Genomic DNA, 19,269 nt, shown 5'->3' with positions numbered 1-19,269 from the left:
GTGAGCCCCGCTCCGGGTGAGCCCCGCTCAAAGAGGGAGCCAGAAGTCCGGCCCGAAGAGGCGGCGCGCGTCCTCGATGGTGCGGAGGGCACGCGGCAGATCGAGCCTCGCCTGGTGCTCGGCCAGCTGCACGACGTAGGGGATCCAGAGCGGCCTGCAGACGACGAGCGCGGCGAGGTGGAACTCCGCCTCCTCGGTCTGGCCGAGATCCATCGCCACACGCGCCAGGAGGCTGTGCACCGGGACGGGCGACCCGAGCGGCGCGATGGCCGTGGCGCAGCGCCGCACGCTCTCCGCGGCCTCCTCGCTGGGGTGCCGCCGGAACTCCTGGAACGTCTCCTCGAGCTCGTGCTCGTCGCTCACCTGCTCCGGCAAGTGCTGCGCGACGAGCGCCTTCCAGTGTTCGACGAACGGCAGACCGGCGAGGGCGCTCGAGCTGTCGGCGTGGGCAAGGAGCATATCGGCCTCCTTCCAGTCGCCAGCCTCCCGGGCGAACTCGAGCCCCGAGACGACCCGAGCCTCCTCGTGGAGCCCAGGCTCCTTCGTCAGGAGCCAGCGCTGCCAGTAGAGCGCGCCCCGGAAGGCCACGCGCGCGAGCGGCTCTCTGTCGTCCGCACGCATCTGCAGCGCCATGTCCAGGAGCGCCCCCTTGTGCCGCTGCACGTCGTCGACGACGAGGCTCGCTGGCCAAGCACAGAGCCCGCACGCCTCCGAGATCATCACACCCCCCTCGCACCGCGCGAGAGCTGCCTGCCGACAGGCAGCGCAGAAGAACCCCCCCGCGATACAGACCAACGCTACCACGGCGCCCGCAGCACGCGAGAGGTCGTCGCCAGCGGATGGGTGGAAGACAACATCGACGAAGGCAACAGCGCTCGAATGCCACCGCGCGAGCGGCCTGCACCGGGACGGATCCCGGACCAGGGCGCGCGGGCTCATGGACCTCGATCTCCACCAAGGCTTCCTGCACAATGCGCCGCTGGCGGCGGCGGCAGAGAGGGGGTGTCCGCGGCCGCTCGAGGTGCTGATTGGCGATCGAGATCGAGAGGACAACGCGGCGGCACGGCGCTCCTGACCCCCTGCGGCGCCCACGATGAGCCAGCCTGATCTCCACCGCGCCGCATTCGAGGCGGCCGAAGACGCGATCCTCCTCCTGGAGAACGGCCGCGTGATCGACGCCAACCCGAGCGCGATCCGGCTGCTCGCCGGATCCGCCGACGGCCTCGTCGGACGGGAGCTCGCGGACCTCGCGCCGCTCCTGCAGCCCGACGGACAGGCCTCCGCCGAACGCCTCGCGCGGCGGCTCGACGCGGCGGGCCGGGGCGAGCCGCAGCGGTTTCGGTGGCTCTACCGGCGCCCGGGCGGGGACTTCGTCCAGGCCGACACGCAGATCGCGCGCCTCGCCCTCCCCGACCGCGCAGGGCCGATCCTGCGCGCGGTCGTGCGCGAAGAGGACAAGGAGCAGCGGCGGCTCTACGCGCTCGCCGTCGACATGCTCGGCGCCGCGACGCTCGACGGGCGGTTCAAGGAGCTCAGCCCCTCGTGGGAGCGCACGCTCGGCTTCAGCCGCCAGGAGCTGATGGCGCGGCCCTACCTCGAGTTCATCCACCCCGAGGACAAGGCGCGCACCCTCTCGGAGACAGACACGTTCTCGACGGGCGCGCAGACGATCACCTACGAGAACCGCTTCCTCTGCAAGGACGGCTCGTACCGGTGGCTCGAGTGGAACGCGATGCTCGCGCTCGACGAGGGGCTCGTCTACTTCGTCGCGCGCGACGTCACGCGGCGCAAGACCGCCGAGATCTCGCTCCGTGAGTCCGAGGAGAAGCTGCGGGCGCTGTACGACGGCATCCCGCACTACCTGGTCGTCGTCGACAAAGACGCGCGCATCGTCTCGGTGAACCGGCCGTATCCCGGGATCCGGGAGGAGAGCGTCGTCGGCCGGAGCCTCTACGATTTCACGTCGCCGGAGTACCACGACACGGTGAGGGAGGCGCTCCAGAGGGTGCTCCGGGAGGGAGGCCGCGCGAGCTACGAGGTGGTCGGCCTCGGGGTGAACGGCGGGCGGGCGTGGTACGCGAACCACGTCAGCGCGATCCGGGGGGCGGACGAGGTCACGAACGCGCTCATCGTGGGGGAGAACATCACCGAGCGCCGGCGCGCCGAGGAGCAGCGCCGGGAGAGCGAGGCGCGCTTCCACGCGGCCGTCGAGGCCAGCATGGACGCGTTCCTCACGCTTGCCTCCCGCCGCGACGACAGCGAGGAGATCGCCGACTTCGTGATCACGGGGCTCAACGCCCGCGCCGCGACCATGCTGTCGTCGATGCCGCGCGAGCAGCTCCTCGGTCAGCGCCTCTCGGAGCTCGTCCACTCGGTCGAGGCCGGCGTCCTCCTCGAGAGGTGCCTGCGCGGCCTCCGGAAGGGGGCGCCGATCGAGGAGGAGATCCGCCTGCCCGCGCCGGACGCCCGCGCGTCGCGCCCGAGCGTCTGGGTGCACCACCAGATCGTGCCGATCCAGGGCGGCGTCGCCGTGACGATGCGGGACACCACCGACCGCAAGCGGCTCGAAGATCAGCTGCGCCAGTCGATCGAGCGCCTCGAGGTGTACGCCGAGGAGCTGGAAGGCAAGAACCGGATGCTCGCCGCGGAGAACGCCGAACGCGAGCGGACCGCGAGCGTCCTGCGCCAGCAGCAGGAGGCGATCCGCGCGCTGTCGACGCCGATCATCCAGGCATGGGAGGGCGTCCTCGTGCTGCCGATCATCGGCGCGCTCGACCGCGCCCGGGCCACGGACGTCATGGAGAAGCTGCTCGGGGAGATCGTCCGCACGCAGGCCCACTTCGCCGTGCTCGATCTGACCGGCGTGGAGGGCGTGGACACGCCGACGGTCGACCACCTGTTCCAGGTGGCCCGGGCCGCGAGCCTGCTCGGCAGCCGCTGCCTCGTCTCCGGCATCTCCCCCGGGGTCGCGCAGGCCATCGTGACGCTCGGCAGCGACGCGCGGACGCTCGAGACCTTCGGCGCGCTGGAGGACGCCCTGCGCCACGCGCTCGTCGTGTCGGGCGCCCGGCTGCCGAGCGCGCGCGGCAAGGCGCGGTAGCGGCGGCCCCCTACGCGTCGTCGGCCGCGAGCTCGTCGTGGAGCTCCCGGGCGCGCGCCGCGTGGCGCAGCGCCGCGGCGCCCTCGCCCATCGCGGCGGCGTGCGTCGCGGCGCGGTCGTACGCCGCCGCGGCCGCCCGCAGATCGCCGCCCCGCTCGTAGTGGTGGGCGAGGAGGGCGGCCCCCTCGTCGCGCGCCTCCACGTTCGGCGCGCGGTGCTCGATCCAGTCGGCGACGAGCAGGTGGATCCGCCGGCGGATCTTGAGGCTCAGCATCTCGTAGGCGACCTCGCACGTCGCCTGCTCCACAAACACGTACTCGCGCTCGCCGGGGAACGACGCGGGGGAGCGGAGCCGGATCAGCTGGCGCTCGCAGAGGCGCGCGAGCAGCTCGGCGGTGGACGCGCCCCCCCCGTGGCGCACCGAGAACGGCGGATCGAGATCCTGGAGCTCCGCGAGGATGCGCTCGCTCGACATCGGCGAGCGCGCCTGCGGGGCGTCGTTCCGGAGCCGCTCGACCGCGCCCTCCCAGAAGGTCCGGCCGACGACCGCCGCCTGCGCGAGGAGGCCGCGCGCGCCCTCGTCCAGGCGGTCGAGGCGCGCCTGGACCACGCCGTGCACCGCCGGCGGCAGGCTCAGCGCGCCGAGCGCGTCGTCGCGGACGTGCCACGCGCCGTCCTGGGCCTCGATGGCGCCGGCGTCCACGAGGAGGTGGAGGGTCTCCTCCACGGTTCGCGGGTTGCCCTCGGAGCGCTCGGCGATCGCGCGCACGAGCTCGTGGTCGAGCGCGGAGGCGCCGCGGAGCCGATCCCGGATCATCTCCTCCGCGTGCCGCCGCGCGAGCGGCGACGCGTCGACGCGGACGTACGCTTCCTTCCCGACGCCCCAGTCCGGGCGGCGCTCGTAGAGCTCGGGGCGCGCGGTGCACACCATGCAGAGCGGCAGCCCCTCCGCGTTCGCCACGAGCTCCTCGACGAGGTCGAGCGTCGCGTCGTCGGCCCACTGCAGGTCGTCGCACACGATCACCATCGGCGTCCGCTCGAGCGCGAAGGCGACGAGCAGCGCGAGCGCGGAGGCGATCCGGCGCCTCGCCAGCACGCTGCCGCGCGCCGCGGCCTCGAGGAGCCCGGCGGGCGCAGGCCGCGCGCCCAGGATCGCCGCCAGCCGGGCGAGGATCTCCTCGAGGTCGCTCCCCCCGCTCGGCCTCGACAGCGATGGGGACGGATCGAGCTCGTCGTCGTCCTCGTACCGCGCCGCCCCGGCTCCCCTGCGCCCGCTGACGGTCGAGCTGATCGGCCCTCGGAGCGGGACGGACGACGCGCGGGTCACGATGGGCGACGCGCCCCCGAGCGCGGCGGCCCTGGCCCCCGCGCCGGCGGCCTCCCGCTCGGCGCGGACGCGGGCGCGCGCGGCGCGCAGCCGGATCCAGCGCAGACCGCGGCGCAGCTTGCGCAGGATGACCTGGGCCGGATCGGCCTCGTGGATCCCGAACCAGCGGCGGAGCAGCGCGCCGGCGAGGCCATAGCTCGAATCCTGCGCGAGCGCCGAGCACTGCGCCGACAGGACGAGCAGCCCCCCGGGCGGCGCGAGCGCGTACCCGCGCTCCGAGGAGGGCGCGCCGCCCCCGGCGCCGCCGTCGCGGAGGCCCGCGAAGAGCTCCGAGAGCATCCGCGTCCGTCCCACGCCGGGCGCGCCGACCAGCGTGACGAGGCGCGGCCGCCGCTCGTGGAAGGCGGTCTCGACGAGATCACACAGGCGCTGCATCTCCGCGCCGCGCCCGACGAGGCGCGTCGAGAGCCCGTGGAAATCGGGCGGCACGAGCGCGTGGTGCGGCGGCGCCTCGCCGAGCACGCGGTAGATCGGCGGCGCCGCGCCGTGCGCGGTGGACGCCGGCGGCGCCGCCGGCGCCCGGACCGCGCCGGCGCTCGCGCCCGCGTCGAGCGCCTCGACGTGGAAGCGCCCGAGGACGAGGCGGCGGGTGTCGCGGCCGATCACGATCGCGCCGCGCGGCGCGAGCTGCTGCAGGTGCCCCGCGCCGTCGACCGCGTCGCCGATGACGGCGAGATCTTGCCGCGCCGAGCCCCCGGCGCCGACGAAGGCCCGCCCCGTCGCGATCCCGAACCGCACCGAGAGGCGGACCGATCGCGCGGCGCGCGGCAGCGTGAGGCGCGGGATCGCGGCCTGCGCCCCGAGCGCCGCGACGATCGCTCGCTCGGCGTCGCTGTCGGTCGAGCGAGGGACGCCGAAGACCGCCATGACGCGCCCGCCGATCGGCCGCTCGACGATCCCGTGCATCTGCTCGACGTGCTCCGCGAGCACCTGATAACAGCGGTCGACGACGTCCTTGACGTCCTCGGGATCGAGCCGCGACGAGAGCGCGGTCGCCTCGGACAGATCGGCGAACAGGACGGTGCAGATCCGGTGCTCACCGCCCTCGAACGGCAGCGCGGCCCGGGTCCGCGGCGAGCCGCGATCGGAGCTCACGCTCCCCCTCATCCCGCTGCTGTCCGGCGCCCGCCACGGCGTCGACGACGGCGGCAGCGACGGCGGCGGGACGGACATCGCCGGCGGCGGCGGCAGCGGCGGCAGGTGGACGGCGGCGAGGTCGAGCAGCCCGTCATCCGCGTCGTCGTTCGCGTCGCCCGGGCCGAAGGCGGGCGCGCGCAGGGTGTCGCGCGCCACGACGACGACGCTGGAGCGGTGGGCGGCCTCCAGGGCGGCCCACATCTCGCCGAGGTTGTGGAACCGCTGCGAGGGGTTGATCGCGAGCGCGCGGCCGAGGACCGCCTCGACGTCGGCGTTCGCGTTCACCCCGCGGGCGCGGAAGCTCGGACGGATCGCCTCGTCGCTCGAAGCGACGAAGAGCTGGATGACGTCGCTGCCCGAGAGGGCGGGCTGACCGCTCGCGACCTCGACGAGGATGAGGGCCATCGCATAGACGTCGGTCCAGGGCCCCGTCGCGCCGAACCGCGGGCTGAACTGCTCCGGCGCGCCGTACTGCGGCGTGAAGGCGCGGAACGTTCGTCCCGTCTGGACGAGCGCCTCTGCGAACGTCGGCGTCTCGGAGAAGACCTTGGCGAGCCCGAAGTCGAGCACCTTCATGCGATCGCCGAGCAGGAACAGGTTGGCCGGCTTGACGTCGCGGTGAGACACGTTCTCGTCGTGGGCGACGGCGAGGGCGGAGGCGACGGGCGCGAGGAGCCGGATCGCCTCGCCGAGGCTCCTCGGCGGGAGCTTCTCGGCGCTGCGGCGCTTGAGATCCTGCTCGAGCGTCTCGCCCTCCAGCCACTCCATGACGATGTACGGCGTCCACGGCCCCTTCGGAGCGGCGGCGGCGCCGATGTCGAGCGCCTGGACGATGCCCATCGTCCGGCGTGAGAGCTGGTGGAGCAGGCGCGCCTCCTCGCGGAACTTGGCGAGGAAGCCGTCCTGCTGGTCAGGGCTTAGACCCGCGGGGATCTTGAGACATTTGACGGCGACCGGCGAATCGAAGCCGAGGTGCCGGGCCCGGTAGACGACGCCGAACGCTCCCTCGCCCGCCAGCGCCTCGACGGCGAACTGGCCGTCGATGATCGACCCCACCCAGCCGAACGGGTCGCTGGCCTGCATCGTTGCCTAGGCTACCTGTTGCGCCGAACGCCGAGCAAGAGATGCAACGGCCACGGGCGAGGGGATGTGCGAGGCGGGGCGCGCGTGGGGCCCCGCCGAACTCGCGGCTCCAAGGAGGAAAAGGGGCCATGACGGCCGCAGCGGGCGACTGGCATGGAGCCATCTCCGCTGGCCGGGTATCGGAGGCAGGAGATGCGAGCTCGACAGCGCCGCTCCCCCTACATGCTTCGCCGTCGACCGCCGCGGACGGCGGCGCCATCCTGAACACATGAACTTCCTGCTTCATCGCCACCTCGCCGCGCGCGACCTCGGCTCGGCCGCCGCGGGCGCGGCGGCGATGCTCCCGGACCTCTGGCGCATGGCCGACCGGCGCGTCAGGCCCTCCCGCGCGCCCGATCGCCCCGCCGCCCCGCCGCCCCGCCTCGCCGAGGTGCTGGCCGGCATCGACCACCACGTCGCCGCCGACCGCTGGTTCCACGCCGCCCCCGTCTTTGTGGAGGGCGAACGCCGCCTCGCCGCCGCCTTGCGCGCCGCCTCGCTCGGCGCGCCGCGGCTCGCGCTCTTCGCCCACGTGCTCTGGGAGATGTGCCTCGACGGCGCGCTCGTCCGCAGGACCGGCCTCGCGCCCCTCCTCGACGACCTCCGCGCCGGCCTCGAGGCCATCGACGGCGCCCCGACCGAAACCGCCGCCTCGATCCACCACTTCCAGCAGCGCGCCCCCTCCCCCGCCGGCGCTCTCGCCGATCGCGCGGCCTTCGAGTCGCGGCTCCGCCGCATCTGCGACGAGCTCACCCGCGGCCCCTGGATCGCCGGCTACCAGGACGGCGCCGGCCTCGTTCTTCGCCTCTCAGGCGTGCGCGCGCGCTTCGGCATGCCCCCCTTCACCCCGGACCAGCACGTCCGCCTGGCCGCGCTCCTCGACGCCCTCGCCGCCTCCGCAGACGACGCGCTGACCGACCTCATCCGCACCGCGCCGAAGCACTGACGCGCCCGCCGCTCGCCTTCATCCAGACGGCGATCGCCTCCCCTATTTATTCATGCACGATGATCGTCGTGCCCTCGCCCAGCTCCTCGCCTGTGTTGATCGCGTGCCATCCGGGCGGCACCGGGGGATCGGTCCACAGGAATACCCGGTGGGCGTCGATGGGCGCCAGGTTGATGCAGCCGTGGCTGCGCGGCGTGCCGAAGACGTCGTGCCAGTACGCTGCGTGGAGCGCGTAGCCGCTCGCGAAGTACTGGATGTACGGCACGTCCTTGAGGGCGTAGGTCCCCTCGCCTCGGCGCCGCGTCACGCCGTACTCCCCGTCGCCCTTCCGGGGGACCGCCTTCTCGCCTGCCGCGGGCTTCGCCGCCGCGCTCGCGCCGGGCTTCTTCGAGGCGCGCTCCTTCGACGAGCCGCCCTTGTCCGGCTTCGCGCCGCGCGAGGCCGACGGCGCGTCGGCGGTCGTCTCTGCGCGGCCGCCGACGCTCGACGACTCGTTCGAGTCCATCGTCGCCGTGATGTGCTTGTTGCGGATGCGGAAGACGCCGCGCACCGTCGCGGTCGTGGTCTTGGGATCGGCCACCCCTGCCTGGCCGGTCGAGACGAGCGTGGCGTAGACCGGGCGCTTGCCCTCCCAGAGGACCAGCGTCTGGTGCGTGATCGACACCTCGATCCACTTCTCGCCCTTCTCGGCGACCTCCGGCCACGCGGACGGCGCGACAGCGAGCCCGACGTCCAGCTGGCTCACGTACCGCTGGTCCCGGGTGCGGTAGTACTTCACGCCCTCGATCCGGCGCATCCTGCCGGTCAGCGGGACGATGTCCCGGAACGGCAGCTCCTTGCCCGGCGTCGCCTTGTCGCCCTGGATCTGGACGTCGCGAGCGCTCCGCGCGCGGACGAAGGCGAGCGGCAGCGTGAGCGCGTCGGTCAGCTCGACGCCGTGCCAGGGAGAGCCGGTGTCGGGCTTGATCTTCGTCGCAGGCGCGAGCCGCAGATCGGTCGTGATCGCGAACCGCCGGCTCAGCGACTCCGGTCCGGTCGGGAACGATCCGATCAGCGACAGCCCGGTGAAGCGCCGCGCGCGATCGGCGAAGACCGCGTAGTCCGGGACCTTGAAGTCGCTGATGTTGCGGATGAGGCGCTTGCCGCCCTCGAGCCAGAACGGGATCGGGTCGCCGTCCCCTTCCCCGCCGAGCAGCGCGCCCTCGCCGAGCTCGAGCGAGTTCTTCCCCAGGCCGAGCTCGCCGATCTGCTTGCCCGGGAGCGGCACGCCGCGCGCGTCGATCGCCACGTCGTTCGCGCCGAGGATGACCCGCTGCACGGTCGCCTTGTTCTCCTCGAACCACGACAGGTGCTCGTCGAGCTTGAACTCCGATTTGCGCTGCTCCTCGGCGGTGGGCACGCGCAGGTAGAGCGGCAGCACCGCGCGGACGAAGGCGTACCGGTACGGGAGCGCTGTCCTCAGGTTCGGCCCGGGGCCGGCGGCCTTGAGGATGGGGTCGTCCAGGTCGAGCGTCGCGTCCTCGCCCACGCAGAGGTAGCCGCGGGGCTCGATCGCGTACCAGCCGCCCGGGCAGCCCGCGGTGCCGGCGGGCTCGGCGGAGCGGGGCACCCTGGAGCCGACGCGCAGGTACCCGAGCTTCTTCGACGTGTCGCGCGGCTCGTTGTAGACGGTCGCCACGAAGGCCGTCACGCCGAGCAGCGGCTTGTCGCTCGGCGGCCACGCGGGCGCCGCGAGCTCCGCGGGCGCGGCCTGCCCCTCGGTCGCCGTGAGCGCCGCGGAGGCCGCGTCGGCGCCGACAGCGCCCGCGGCCCCCGCGTCCGCCGGGACGTCCGCGGGCTTGCGACAGCCGCACGCCGCCGCCGTGAGCGCCGCGAGGTGCGCGAGACAGAGAGCGAGGCGCGCCGCGCGCCGCGCGCCGTGAGGCTTCCCGGAGGACAGCAGGGCGCCCATGCGGGCGTACTTGCCAAAATCGGCGCGCGACGAAAAGCCCAAAACACGCGGCGCGCGCGGCTAGGCCAGGAGGCCCGGCAACACCCCCGTGCAGTAGGCGGGGTTGCCGAACGTCGACACGTCCACGCCCATCGCGTTGCACAGCGCGACGAGCAGGTTGTTGTGGGGATCGCCGGCATAGCGCAAAAATCTTCCAGTCCTGAGCGCCCCGCCGGCGCCCCCCGCGATCACGTACGGCATGTCGCGCCGCGAGTGGCTCTGCCCCTCCGAGATGTCCGTGCACCAGAGGACGAGCGTGTTGTCGAGGAGCGTGCCCGTGCCCTCCTGGACGGCGTCGAGCCTCTCGAGCAGGTACGCGAGCTGCTCTGCCTGCCAGCGCCCGATGTCGACGAGCTGCTGCTGCTTCTCCGCGTCGCCGATGTTCGAGTGCGAGAGCGCGTGGTGCGTCTCCGACTGGCCGAGCCACGTGAACACCTTGCCCGCCTGGGTCGCGCTCCACTGGATGGACGCGACCCGCGTGAGATCGCAGGCGAGCGCCATCGCGAGCAGGTCGGTCTGCAGCCTCCCGATCGCGGGGAAGTTGTCGTTCGCGTACACGTCGAGCGGCTCGCCCAGCGCCGGCAGGGCGCACGCGCCGCCGAGGAGCGCCGGCACGTCGAGCCGCTGCTCGATGTCGTTCAGCGCGTCGAGGTGCTGCTCCAGCTTTCGCCGGTCCTCGCCCCCCAGCTCGCGCGCGAGGGCGCCGTAGTCCTCCATGACGCCGCCGAGCACCCGGCGGCGCAGCACGCGCCGCCGCGCGAGCTCCGCCGGATCGGCGCTGAGGTCCAGGAACAGCCGGTCGAACGCCGCGCGCGGATCGTCCTCGGGCGGGACCGGCTGGCCCGGGCCGAGGTAGGAGAGGCGCGACGAGACGTTCGCGTACTGGACCTGGACGCCGAGCTCGAGCGACGAGAGCTTCGTGCGATCCCCGAGCCTCGCGGCGAGGAACTGGTCGACCGAGATGCCCCCGCCCCAGCCGACCCGCGCGGCCGGGTTGCAGGCGTACGGGAAGAGGGTCCCCTCCTGCAGCTCCGTGCCCGTGAGCGCCTGGCCGATGCCCTGCTGGTGAGAGTCGCCCGGCCCGTGGTGGGCGGACTCCATGTCGATGCCCTCGACGACGAGCAGCTTGTCCCGGTAGGGAGCGAGCGGCGCGAGGATCTCTCCGAGCTCGAACGACGTCTCGGTCCCGGTCGGCTGCCAGGCCTCCTTCACCGTGCCGAGGCCGGTGAAGAAGACGACGAAGCGCTTCGGGAAATCGACGGCGCTCGCCGATCCCGCCATGGCGTCGAGGAAGGGCAGCGCGAGGGCGAGCCCGCCGGCCCCGCGCAGGAAGGCGCGGCGATCGAGGCGCCCCCTCGACGCCCGGCGCTGTGCGGCGCGGCTCACGGCGCGCCCCCTGCGTCCGGCGCCGCGCGGCGGTAGCGGAACGCGTCCGTCTGGGTCAGCGCCACGAGCAGCGCCTTGATGTTGTACCCGCTCTCGGCGAAAGCCGCCTGGATCTGGCGCATGCTGCACTCGTCCTCCGCCTGCTCGGCGCGGCCGTAGCCGAAGCGGAACCACTGCGTCGCGACGCACTGGCGCACCTCGTCGCTCTCCGCGAGGCGGTGCGCGAGCTCCACCGCCCCGTCGAAGGGCCCATCGACATCCCGGCTCGCCACGATCTCGCCGCTCGCGTCGACCGGGACGCCCTGATCGACCTCGCGGTAGAGGCCGATCCCGTCGTAGCGCTCGAACCCGAAGCCGATCGGATCCATGAGCCGGTGGCAGCCGGCGCAGCCCGGGTCCTCCGCGTGCCGCTCGAACTGCCGGCGGGTCGGGATCCCTTCCCGCACCGGCGGCGGCTGGATGTCCACGTCGGGCGGCGGCGGCGGCAGGATCTGGCAGAGCAGCCGCTCCCGGACGAACTTGCCGCGGTGGACGGGCGAGGGCTGATCCGGCTTCGCGAGCACCGCGAGCACGCTGGCGTGGGTGAGGAAGCCGGCGCGCTGCGCTGGGTCGAGCGGCACGACCGAGAGCTCGCCGGGCGCCCCCGCGCCGCCCGCCGCTCCCAGCCCGTAGAACGCGCGGAGCTCGTCGTTCATCAGCGAGTAGGGCGCCGTCAGCAGCGTCGCCACGTCGCCGGCGCCGTCCTCGAACACGACGTGATCGAGGAACGCCTCGGTCTCCGCCCGGAGGAGCGCCGGGAGCCCGGCGTGGAAGCCGGGGTAGACCGCCGGATCCTTGGTGAGGGTGTCGATGTTCGACAGCTGCAGCCATTGCGCGTGGAAGTTCGCGACGGCGGCGCGGGCGCGCGGATCCTCGAGCATGCGGCGGGCCTGCGCGGCGATCTGCTCCGCGGAGCGGAGCTCCCCCGCGTCGGCCGCCGCGAACAGCGCGTCGTCGGGCATCGAGCTCCAGAGCAGGTACGAGAGCCGCGAGGCGATCTCGTGGTCCGAGAGCGCCACCACGCCCTCGCCGGCCGGATCCGGCATGCCGTGCTCGACGCGGTAAAGGAAGTGCGGCGACTGGAGCATCGCCTGGATCACGAGCTCGACGCCGGTCGAGAAGCCGTGCTCGTCGTTCCCGAAGGCGAAGAGCCGCGCGAGCCGCTCGCTCTCCGCGGGCGCGAGGGGCCGGCGGAACGCGCGCTTGCCGAGGCGCTCGATGAGCTCGGCGGCGCACGCGTCGGGCCCCTGCACCGCCGGGTCGCACCCCGGAAGGAGCTTCCCGAGATCCTTCGCGGCCCGCGCCGCGATCGCCTCGGAGGCCTTCATCAGCTGCTCGGCGAGGAGCTGCGTGACCCCGAGCGCCGCCGCCTGGTTGTTGAACCCGAGCGCCTCTTCCTCGACCACGAAGGCGTCGGCCGGCGCGCTGTCGTCGCCGAGGAGATCGCGGATCGTGTTGTTGTACTCGAAGCGCGTCATCCGCCGGAGCGGCGACGCGCCCGGCCGGATCTCCGCGCAGCGCGGCGCCTCGCCTTCCGCTCCCCCCGCGGCCCCGCCGCCGCGCCCGCTGTGCCCGCCGGAGCAGGCGGCGGCCGCCGCCACGACGATCGCCAGCCCGAGAGAGCCCCCGGGGCCGCGCGCCGCGCGGCGGTGCCGTCCTCTTGACCGATCCATCTGCCCTCTCCCCTGGGGGACGCGCTGGCCTGCGATGCGGTGCGTTGCGGCGCTGCGCATCGAGCTAACGACATGTCTCACGTCGCGGGGGCCCGTCAAGACGCCAGGGAAGACGAGGGCCGGTGAGCCCCGCGAGTCCGGTTGTAGCGGAGTCTCCTAGCTACACTGCGCGTCATCGGAAATGTCGCGGAGCCCCCTCGAAAGACGCTGGATCCAGCCGCGACATCACCTGTAGGCTCGCGCGCGTGCAAGCTTCGTTTGACGCCGCTGCCGGCAAAAGGCCCGCGCGGAAGCCGACCAGGTTCACAACGCTGTCCCTCTCTTTGAGCCTCTGCGGGAGGATCCTCCTCGGGCTCTCCGCCGCGACGGTCACGACGTTCGCGCTCTCGCCCATCGCGCTCGCCGCCCCCAACGAGTCGAAGTCGATCGCGATCCACATCGAGGGGCCGAACGCGGACGCCATCCGCGAAGACATCGTGTCCCTCGTCCCGGAGACGCTGAAGGTCGTGGACGAGGACGCCTTCTCGAAGTCGCTGCGCAGCGCCGGCCAGACCAAGCCGGTGGGCGACGCGCTGGTGATGAAGGCCCAGCGGAAGAAGGCCCTCGACCGCATCCGCAAGGCGGGCAAGGCCGCGAAGGCCGAGGGGGTGATCTACGGCGTCTCGCGGACGAACAAGAAGAAGAAGAAAGAGGTCTACCTCGTCTTCGTCGACGAGAACGCCGGCGACCTCGCGGTGGACAGCGCGGTGCCGCTGAGCGGCTCGCGGGACGCCCGCAAGAAGGCGCTGGAAGACCTGCTCGGCCCGACGCTCTCGCAGATCGCGCCGGCGGCCGCGGCCGACGAGGACCAGCCGAAGGACGGCGGCGACGAGGGCGACGGCGACGAGAAGAGCAGCGACGGCGACGAGAAGAGCAGCGACGGCGACGGCGACGGCGACGAGAAGAGCAGCGACGGCGGCGACAAGGGCGGGAAGCGCAAGCCCCACGACCCCCGCTCGGCGCTCTTCTCGATCGAGGCCGGCGTCGAGTTCACTGGCCGCTGGTTCGAGTACTCCGATCCGGTCACGCAGAACCTCCGGCCCTACGACGTCTTCGGTCAGCCCGCGCTGTCGGTCTCGGGCGAGGTGTACCCGCTCGCGTCGACGGACATCCCGGTGCTCAAGGGCCTCGGCATCACCGCGGGGTACATGATGGCGATCGGCCTCAACTCGGCGGTTGGCGACGGCGACCCGATCAGCACGACCTACCAGCGCATCAACCTGGGCCTGCGAGAGCGGCTGTCGATCGGCGAGTCGTCCGTGCTCGGCATCTCCGCCGGGCTCCGGCTCCTGACCTTCGAGGTCGACGCGGCGGAGGCCCTGGCCAGCACGGTGCCGAACGTCTCCTACACGCTGATCCGGGCCGGGCTCGACGCGCGCGTGCCGGTCGGCCCGGTCGCGCTGGCGCTCGGCGCCGACTACCTCTTCCCGCTCTCGTCAGGCCCGGTTTACGATCGGTTCGCCGGGGCGAGCGTGCAGGGCATCGGCGCGATGGCCGGGGTGCTCGTGCCCGTCACGACCGGCGTCGAGGCGAGGCTCCTCGTCGAGTACGCGCGGTTCTTCTCGTCGTTCGACCCCGCGATCGGCGACCGGTACGTCGCCGGCGGGGCGATCGACCAATACCTTGGGGTGCGGCTCGCCGGAGCCTACGTTTACTGAGCGAGAGAGAGAGGTAGCACGTGACGTACATCGCTTTCCTTGGCGGGCGCACCGCGCTCGCCGCCGCCGTGATGAGCGGCGCCGCGTTCATCATCAGCTGCGCGGGGACCCTCGAGGACAAGGAGCAGTACCTCGCCGGCGGCGACGGGCCTGGCGGCGGAAACGGCCAGGGCAACGGCGCGGCGACCGGCGGCGGCGGCGACCCCACGACCACAAGCAGCGGCGACCCCACGACCACAAGCAGCGGCGATCCTACGACCACAAGCAGCGGCGACCCCACGACCACCAGCGCGGGCAGCGGCGCCGGGGCCGGATGCGCTGAAGCGCAGGCGCTGGTGATGGCGAGGTGCGCCACCTCGGGCTGCCACGACGCGGAGTCGAAGCAGGCGGGCCTCTCGCTCGCAGCGGGGTGGGAAACCACGGTAGCGGCCCAGAATGCCTCGGCGCCGTGCGGCTCGGGCCCGCTGCTCGTGCCGGGTGACCCGGACGCCAGCTTGATGTACGTGAAGGTCACGGACGACCCGACGTGCAACAACCGGATGCCGCTCGGCCCGTTGCTCAGCGACGACGAGATGAAGTGTCTCTACGACTACATCGCGGCGCTCCCGCAGTGAGGTAGCAAGGGAGCCTCTGGCCGCGGCAGCGGCGCGGGCGGCGCGGTCGTCCCCTTGATGAGACCGCCTCGTTGGCGCCCCCGTGGCCAGACGCTACGCTCGCCGCGATGCTGCGCCGGCGCTCGTTCTGGATCGCCGCGGCCGCCGTCGCCTACACCGCCTTCGCCGCGCTCCGGGCGTCCGGCGGCCACGGGCCCGCGTGGCTCGCCCTGCTCGGGCTGCCGGTGCTGCTCGCGCTTGGCCTCCGCTGGGTAGAGCGGCCGCCGCGGGGAGAGGACCGGATCGAGCCGGCGGCCCGCCGCGCGGCCGCCGTCTGCCTCACCGGCGCCGCGATGCTCGCCGCCTCGCGGAGCGGCCCCGCCGGGCTCGCGCTGATCGCGCTCGGCAACCTCGGCGCGGCGGCCGCGGCGATGGCCGCCCTGGTCGGGCTCGCGCGCATCGCGGGCCTCGGCGGTCTCCTCGAGCCTCCGCCGAGCACGCGGCGCCTCGACGCGGCGGCGTTCGCCTCGCTCTTCTGGACCGTGGCGGTCGCCCTGCCCGCCGTCTCCGCGGTGGCGCCCGAGCGCGCGGCGGATCTCGATCCGCTGCTCGTCCACTACGCCACGTCCGCCGCGTCGCTCGGCTCGCTCACGGTGACGCTCGTGGCGATCGCGCGCGTCCGCATCGCGCGGCGGCTCGAGCTCGGCGTGGCCGACCGGGTCGAGGCCGCGCTGCTGCTCACGGCGACCGCGCTTTCGGTCGGCCTCGCGGCGGCCTTCGTCGGCGTCGCGCCCCCCGAGTCGATCCTGCCGGTCACGAGCGCCGTCGCGGCGGTCTGCGTCGCGCTCTGCACCGTGGCCGCGGACGCGGCGCAGGTCTCGCGCGCGCTCCGCGGCACGCTCGCCGTCGCGACGCTCGCGACCCCGCCGGCGCTGCTCGCGGTCTACGCCGTGCACCAGGCGCCGCGCGGCGATCTCGGGCTCCGCGGCGCGCCGCAGTCCTCCGTCGGCGTCGCCGTGTTCGGCGCGTGCGCGCTCTGCGCGCTCGCGGGGCTCGCGGCGCCGGTGCTCGCGCGCCGGTTCGCGCCGGAGGGGGCGCGCTGGCTCGGGGCCTTCGACGCCGCGACGCGCGCGGCGATGAACCCGGAGCCGGAGGCGGCGCTCGAGGCGGCGCTCTCCGCGCTGCGCGAGGCGTCGGACGCCGGCCTCGCCGGGCAGGCCCCGCCGGCGCTCTACCTGCTCTCGCCGCCGGAGCAGGTGACCGTCGATCGCGCCGGTTACAAGCACACCGAGCCGGCGGAGGTGCCGGCGCGCCTCATCGAGCTCGCCCAGCTCGAGCCGGAGCGCGTCCTGCGCGTCGAGGCCGCCGAGGCCGTCGAGGTCCGGCGGCCGGAGGTGCGCCCGCTGCTCGCCTGGCTCGCGGAGCGCGACGTCGGCGTGGTCGCCCTCGTGAACGACGCGGAGGGCCCGATCGGGGCCCTCGCCATCCCCCGGGCCCGGCGCGCGTCGCCGATGACGCTGGAGGAGGTGAGCGGCCTGCGCGCGGTCGCCGACCGGCTCGGGGCGGTGATCGCGGTGTCGGCGATGCTGTCGGGGTCGCGCGGCCGCGAGGTCGCCGCCCGCCGCGAGGCCGAGGAGCGCGCGCGCGAGGTGAGCCGGCTCGAGCGCGCGGTGGCGCAGGGCGCGGGGCGGTTCCGCGCGATCGCGGCGCTGCTCGCGCGGCCGGCGCGGGCCGCCGCCTACAGCCCCGCCGCCCGCGCGGCGCTCGAGCAGCTGGAGCGGCTCGGCGTGGCCGGCGGCCCGGTCACGCTGCTGACGGCGCCCGGGATCGACGCGGTGGCGTGGGGCGCGGTCGTCCACCTGACCTCACCGCGCGCGGGCGGCCCGCTGGCGATCGTCGACGGCGCGGCGCCCGTCCCCGAGGGGTTCGCGCAGGCGTTCGCGCAGGCGCGGGCCGCCGCGCCGGCGCGCGACGAGGCGGCCGCGATCGAGGGCTCCGCGGGGGCGCCGAGCGCGCTCGCGCTGTGGCGTGATCCGGACAGCTCGCCCATCGAGGCGGCGCGGGGGGGCACGCTGCTCGTGCTCGACGCCCAGGCCTTGCCGTCCGAGGTGCAGAGCTACCTCGGCGCGGCGCTGCCGGACGACGTCGGGCTCGTCGTGGCGGTGCCTCAGACCGTGGACGCGCTCGCGGCGACCGGCCAGCTGAGCGAGCGGCTCGCGGACCGGCTCGGCGACCGGGCCGTCGCGCTCCCCTCGCTGTCGTCGCGCGCCGAGGATCTCCGCGCGCTCGCGCTGGATCACCTCGCGCGCATCGGCGTCCGCCTGCGGGGCCGGCCGTTCGGCCTGGATCTGCGCGCGCTGCAGGCGGTGCTCGACCACCCGTGGCCCGGCAACGACGCCGAGATGGGCGCGGTCCTGCTCCGCGCGGCGCTCGTGGCCAAGGGCGACGTCATCGGCGAGAAGGATCTCGCGGCGATCGGCTTCGCCCCGCCGCCCGAGCCCGCCAGCGGGGCGGACAGCGCCCGCGGCGAGCCGCGCCGCGCCCGGCGGCGGCGCGCGGACCCGAGGGGGTAGGCTACGCCTCGCGCGGGGCCCGCCGCGCTGCCCTGGGGGGCACGCCGGGGCGGAGCTGCGCGGGCTGCAGCATGCCCTTCCGGAGGAAGTGATCGACCATGTGCTGGCAGCTGGGACAGGGGTCCACGGGATCGCCGGCGTCGAAGTACCTGGACGCCGCTGCCTGGATCGCGATGCCGGCGTCCGGGATCTCGCGCAGCGCCCGTCGCGTTCCTGCTTCGTCCAGGGTGCCGGGGCGGAGCGCGTGCTGCCGCTCCCATGAAGCGAGGTAATCGCTGAGCGCCGCGGGCGCCGAGCAGCGACCTGGCTCCACGGGGATCCGCGCCGGCTCTCCCCTGGAGAGCGCGTCGATCCATCCGCGGTACCACGCGGTGAAGCTGTCGTGGGTCGGGACGACGCCGAGGCCTGCCGCGCGCAGATCCGCCCAGACGCTGCCGGCGCGCGGGCCGCGGATCACGAGCACGGAGAAGTAGCCGCAGCCCATGTGCGCGAGCGCGACGGTCCCGCGGACGACTTCGTCGGACTGGAGCGCGGCGCGCTGGGTGGCGGTCAGCGTCCGTGGGTCGGGCCGGTACGCCCTCGTGTGGGGGAACTCGCCGGTGAGGCTCTCGATCTGTCCAGGGCCGTCGAGCGGCAGGAGCCCGTGGTACGGGCCGGCGCCGGAGCTGCCGACGCGGGTCAGGAAGGCGGCGTAGTCGGCGGGGATGCGGGCGCCGCACGACGCCTCGATGCGCTCGATGTCTCGCCGGGTGAGCGGCGGATGGAGCCGGTATCCATGCTCGCGGGCGCCGAAGCGGTTCAGCCACGGATCGTGATCGCGGTGGAGGTGGTCGAGCGCCTCGGCGGCGCCCGCGACGAAGCCCTCGACGACCGCGACGGGCGCGGGATGGTGGAGCCCCTCGGCGCGCAGGCGCTCGAGCGACCACGCGGCGGCGGCGCTCTCCGGGTGCGCCCTGGCGTAGGCCGCGAGCCTGTCGTACGCGGAGGCGTCGCCGTCGCGCGCGGCGCGGTGGTAGGCGTGGATCGGGAAGGCGGTCGGGTGCGCCGGCTGCGTCTCGAGGACGGCCTCGAGGTGGCGCAGGCCCTCGTCGGTGCGGCCGGCCTCGCAGAGCATGGCGCCGAGGTCGCAGCGGGCCGATACGTCTGCGGCATCGAGGCGAGCGGCGGCCTCGAACGCGTCGCGGGCGGCGTCGATCTCGCCGCGCTCGCGGAGGGCGTAGGCCAGGCTCACGGCGGTCGCGAACGTCGGATCGAGCTCGAACGCCCGGCGGGCGAGCTGCACGGCGTCGTCGAGGCGGCCGAGCTTGCGGAGGATCATCCCGGAGGCCCAGGCGACCTGCGGGTGGTCCGGGTGGCTCGCGCGGAGCGCGTCGAGGACGGGCAGCGTCTTTTCCAGAGCGCCGCGGGCCTTCGTGTCGAGGCGTTCGTCCGGGTAGCGGGCGAGGAGCTTCACGAGGCGGTAGACCGCGGCGTCGACCTCCATGCGCGACACGTTCTTCGGCGTGAGCTCCGGGGCGCCCTGTCGCGGCGTGGGTTTCTGCTTGCGCCGCCCGGTCCTGGACATGGCGGGACGGTAGCCTGCCCCCGCGGGGGCACCAAGGAGCGGCGGAGGCCTGGCCGACGCCG

11 protein-coding genes are annotated in these 19,269 nt (G+C 74.2%); 5 read left to right on the top strand and 6 right to left on the bottom strand.

Translation table 11 applies throughout. The features are described 5' to 3' along the window. Positions 1 to 27: 27 nt before the first annotated feature. Complete coding sequence (locus WMF22_RS16140; RefSeq protein ID WP_438036298.1) at positions 28 to 720, bottom strand: hypothetical protein; 693 nt, start codon at positions 718 to 720, stop codon at positions 28 to 30. Positions 721 to 1,093: 373 nt separating this feature from the next. Between WMF22_RS16140 and WMF22_RS16135 the strand changes: the two genes are divergently transcribed. Continuing rightward, positions 1,094 to 3,100, top strand: coding sequence for a PAS domain S-box protein (locus WMF22_RS16135; protein WP_438036297.1), 2,007 nt, complete (start codon positions 1,094 to 1,096; stop codon positions 3,098 to 3,100). A 10-nt stretch (positions 3,101 to 3,110) separates the two neighbouring features. Here WMF22_RS16135 and WMF22_RS16130 read toward each other — a convergent pair whose 3' ends face one another. Continuing rightward, positions 3,111 to 6,707, bottom strand: a complete 3,597-nt coding sequence (locus WMF22_RS16130; RefSeq protein WP_438036296.1) for a protein kinase domain-containing protein — start codon at positions 6,705 to 6,707, stop codon at positions 3,111 to 3,113. A 268-nt stretch (positions 6,708 to 6,975) separates the two neighbouring features. Here WMF22_RS16130 and WMF22_RS16125 point away from each other — a divergent pair, with 268 nt between their 5' ends. Next, entirely contained in the window at positions 6,976 to 7,692 is a 717-nt protein-coding gene (locus WMF22_RS16125; protein WP_437299959.1) for a hypothetical protein, read from the top strand. Positions 7,693 to 7,738: 46 nt separating this feature from the next. Here WMF22_RS16125 and WMF22_RS16120 read toward each other — a convergent pair whose 3' ends face one another. Genes WMF22_RS16120 through WMF22_RS16110 form a run of 3 tightly spaced genes read right to left on the bottom strand, consistent with a single transcriptional unit; the run spans position 7,739 to position 12,780 of the window. Further along, positions 7,739 to 9,643, bottom strand: a complete 1,905-nt coding sequence (locus tag WMF22_RS16120) for a L,D-transpeptidase (protein ID WP_438036295.1) — start codon at positions 9,641 to 9,643, stop codon at positions 7,739 to 7,741. 60 nt (positions 9,644 to 9,703) lie between these two features. Further along, on the bottom strand, positions 9,704 to 11,068 hold the full coding sequence (locus tag WMF22_RS16115; RefSeq protein ID WP_438036294.1) for a DUF1552 domain-containing protein: 1,365 nt from the start codon (positions 11,066 to 11,068) through the stop codon (positions 9,704 to 9,706). Beyond that, on the bottom strand, positions 11,065 to 12,780 hold the full coding sequence (locus WMF22_RS16110) for a DUF1592 domain-containing protein (protein WP_438036293.1): 1,716 nt from the start codon (positions 12,778 to 12,780) through the stop codon (positions 11,065 to 11,067). The genes WMF22_RS16115 and WMF22_RS16110 overlap by 4 nt, the downstream gene beginning before the upstream one ends. A gap of 323 nt (positions 12,781 to 13,103) precedes the next feature. Here WMF22_RS16110 and WMF22_RS16105 point away from each other — a divergent pair, with 323 nt between their 5' ends. The 3 genes from WMF22_RS16105 (at position 13,104) to WMF22_RS16095 (ending at position 17,643) form a co-directional block, all read left to right on the top strand. Continuing rightward, complete coding sequence (locus WMF22_RS16105) at positions 13,104 to 14,477, top strand: hypothetical protein (RefSeq protein WP_437299955.1); 1,374 nt, start codon at positions 13,104 to 13,106, stop codon at positions 14,475 to 14,477. Positions 14,478 to 14,497: 20 nt separating this feature from the next. After that, complete coding sequence (locus WMF22_RS16100; protein WP_437299954.1) at positions 14,498 to 15,091, top strand: c-type cytochrome domain-containing protein; 594 nt, start codon at positions 14,498 to 14,500, stop codon at positions 15,089 to 15,091. A gap of 107 nt (positions 15,092 to 15,198) precedes the next feature. Next, complete coding sequence (locus WMF22_RS16095; RefSeq protein WP_437299953.1) at positions 15,199 to 17,643, top strand: hypothetical protein; 2,445 nt, start codon at positions 15,199 to 15,201, stop codon at positions 17,641 to 17,643. 1 nt (position 17,644) lies between these two features. On the opposite strand, the gene WMF22_RS16090 is transcribed toward WMF22_RS16095, so the two are convergent. After that, entirely contained in the window at positions 17,645 to 19,207 is a 1,563-nt protein-coding gene (locus tag WMF22_RS16090) for a tetratricopeptide repeat protein (protein WP_437299952.1), read from the bottom strand. Between the last annotated feature and the right edge of the window lie 62 nt (positions 19,208 to 19,269).

Origin of the sequence: Sorangium sp. So ce204, assembly GCF_051526795.1 — a bacterium.
In the GTDB taxonomy this organism is placed as follows: Bacteria; Myxococcota_A; Polyangia; order Polyangiales; family Polyangiaceae; genus Sorangium; species Sorangium cellulosum_B.
The sequence above is the reverse complement of the archived record's forward strand: the minus strand, read 5'-3'. Positions and strand labels throughout refer to the sequence as shown.

Excerpts from the sequence above, each read along its gene's own strand:
- WMF22_RS16140 (WP_438036298.1), bottom strand. The coding sequence starts at position 720 with ATGATCTCGGAGGCGTGCGGGCTCTGTGCTTGGCCAGCGAGCCTCGTC.
- WMF22_RS16135 (WP_438036297.1), top strand. The coding sequence starts at position 1,094 with ATGAGCCAGCCTGATCTCCACCGCGCCGCATTCGAGGCGGCCGAAGAC.
- WMF22_RS16130 (WP_438036296.1), bottom strand. The coding sequence starts at position 6,707 with ATGCAGGCCAGCGACCCGTTCGGCTGGGTGGGGTCGATCATCGACGGC.
- WMF22_RS16125 (WP_437299959.1), top strand. The coding sequence starts at position 6,976 with ATGAACTTCCTGCTTCATCGCCACCTCGCCGCGCGCGACCTCGGCTCG.
- WMF22_RS16120 (WP_438036295.1), bottom strand. The coding sequence starts at position 9,643 with ATGGGCGCCCTGCTGTCCTCCGGGAAGCCTCACGGCGCGCGGCGCGCG.
- WMF22_RS16110 (WP_438036293.1), bottom strand. The coding sequence starts at position 12,780 with ATGGATCGGTCAAGAGGACGGCACCGCCGCGCGGCGCGCGGCCCCGGG.
- WMF22_RS16095 (WP_437299953.1), top strand. The coding sequence starts at position 15,199 with ATGCTGCGCCGGCGCTCGTTCTGGATCGCCGCGGCCGCCGTCGCCTAC.
- WMF22_RS16090 (WP_437299952.1), bottom strand. The coding sequence starts at position 19,207 with ATGTCCAGGACCGGGCGGCGCAAGCAGAAACCCACGCCGCGACAGGGC.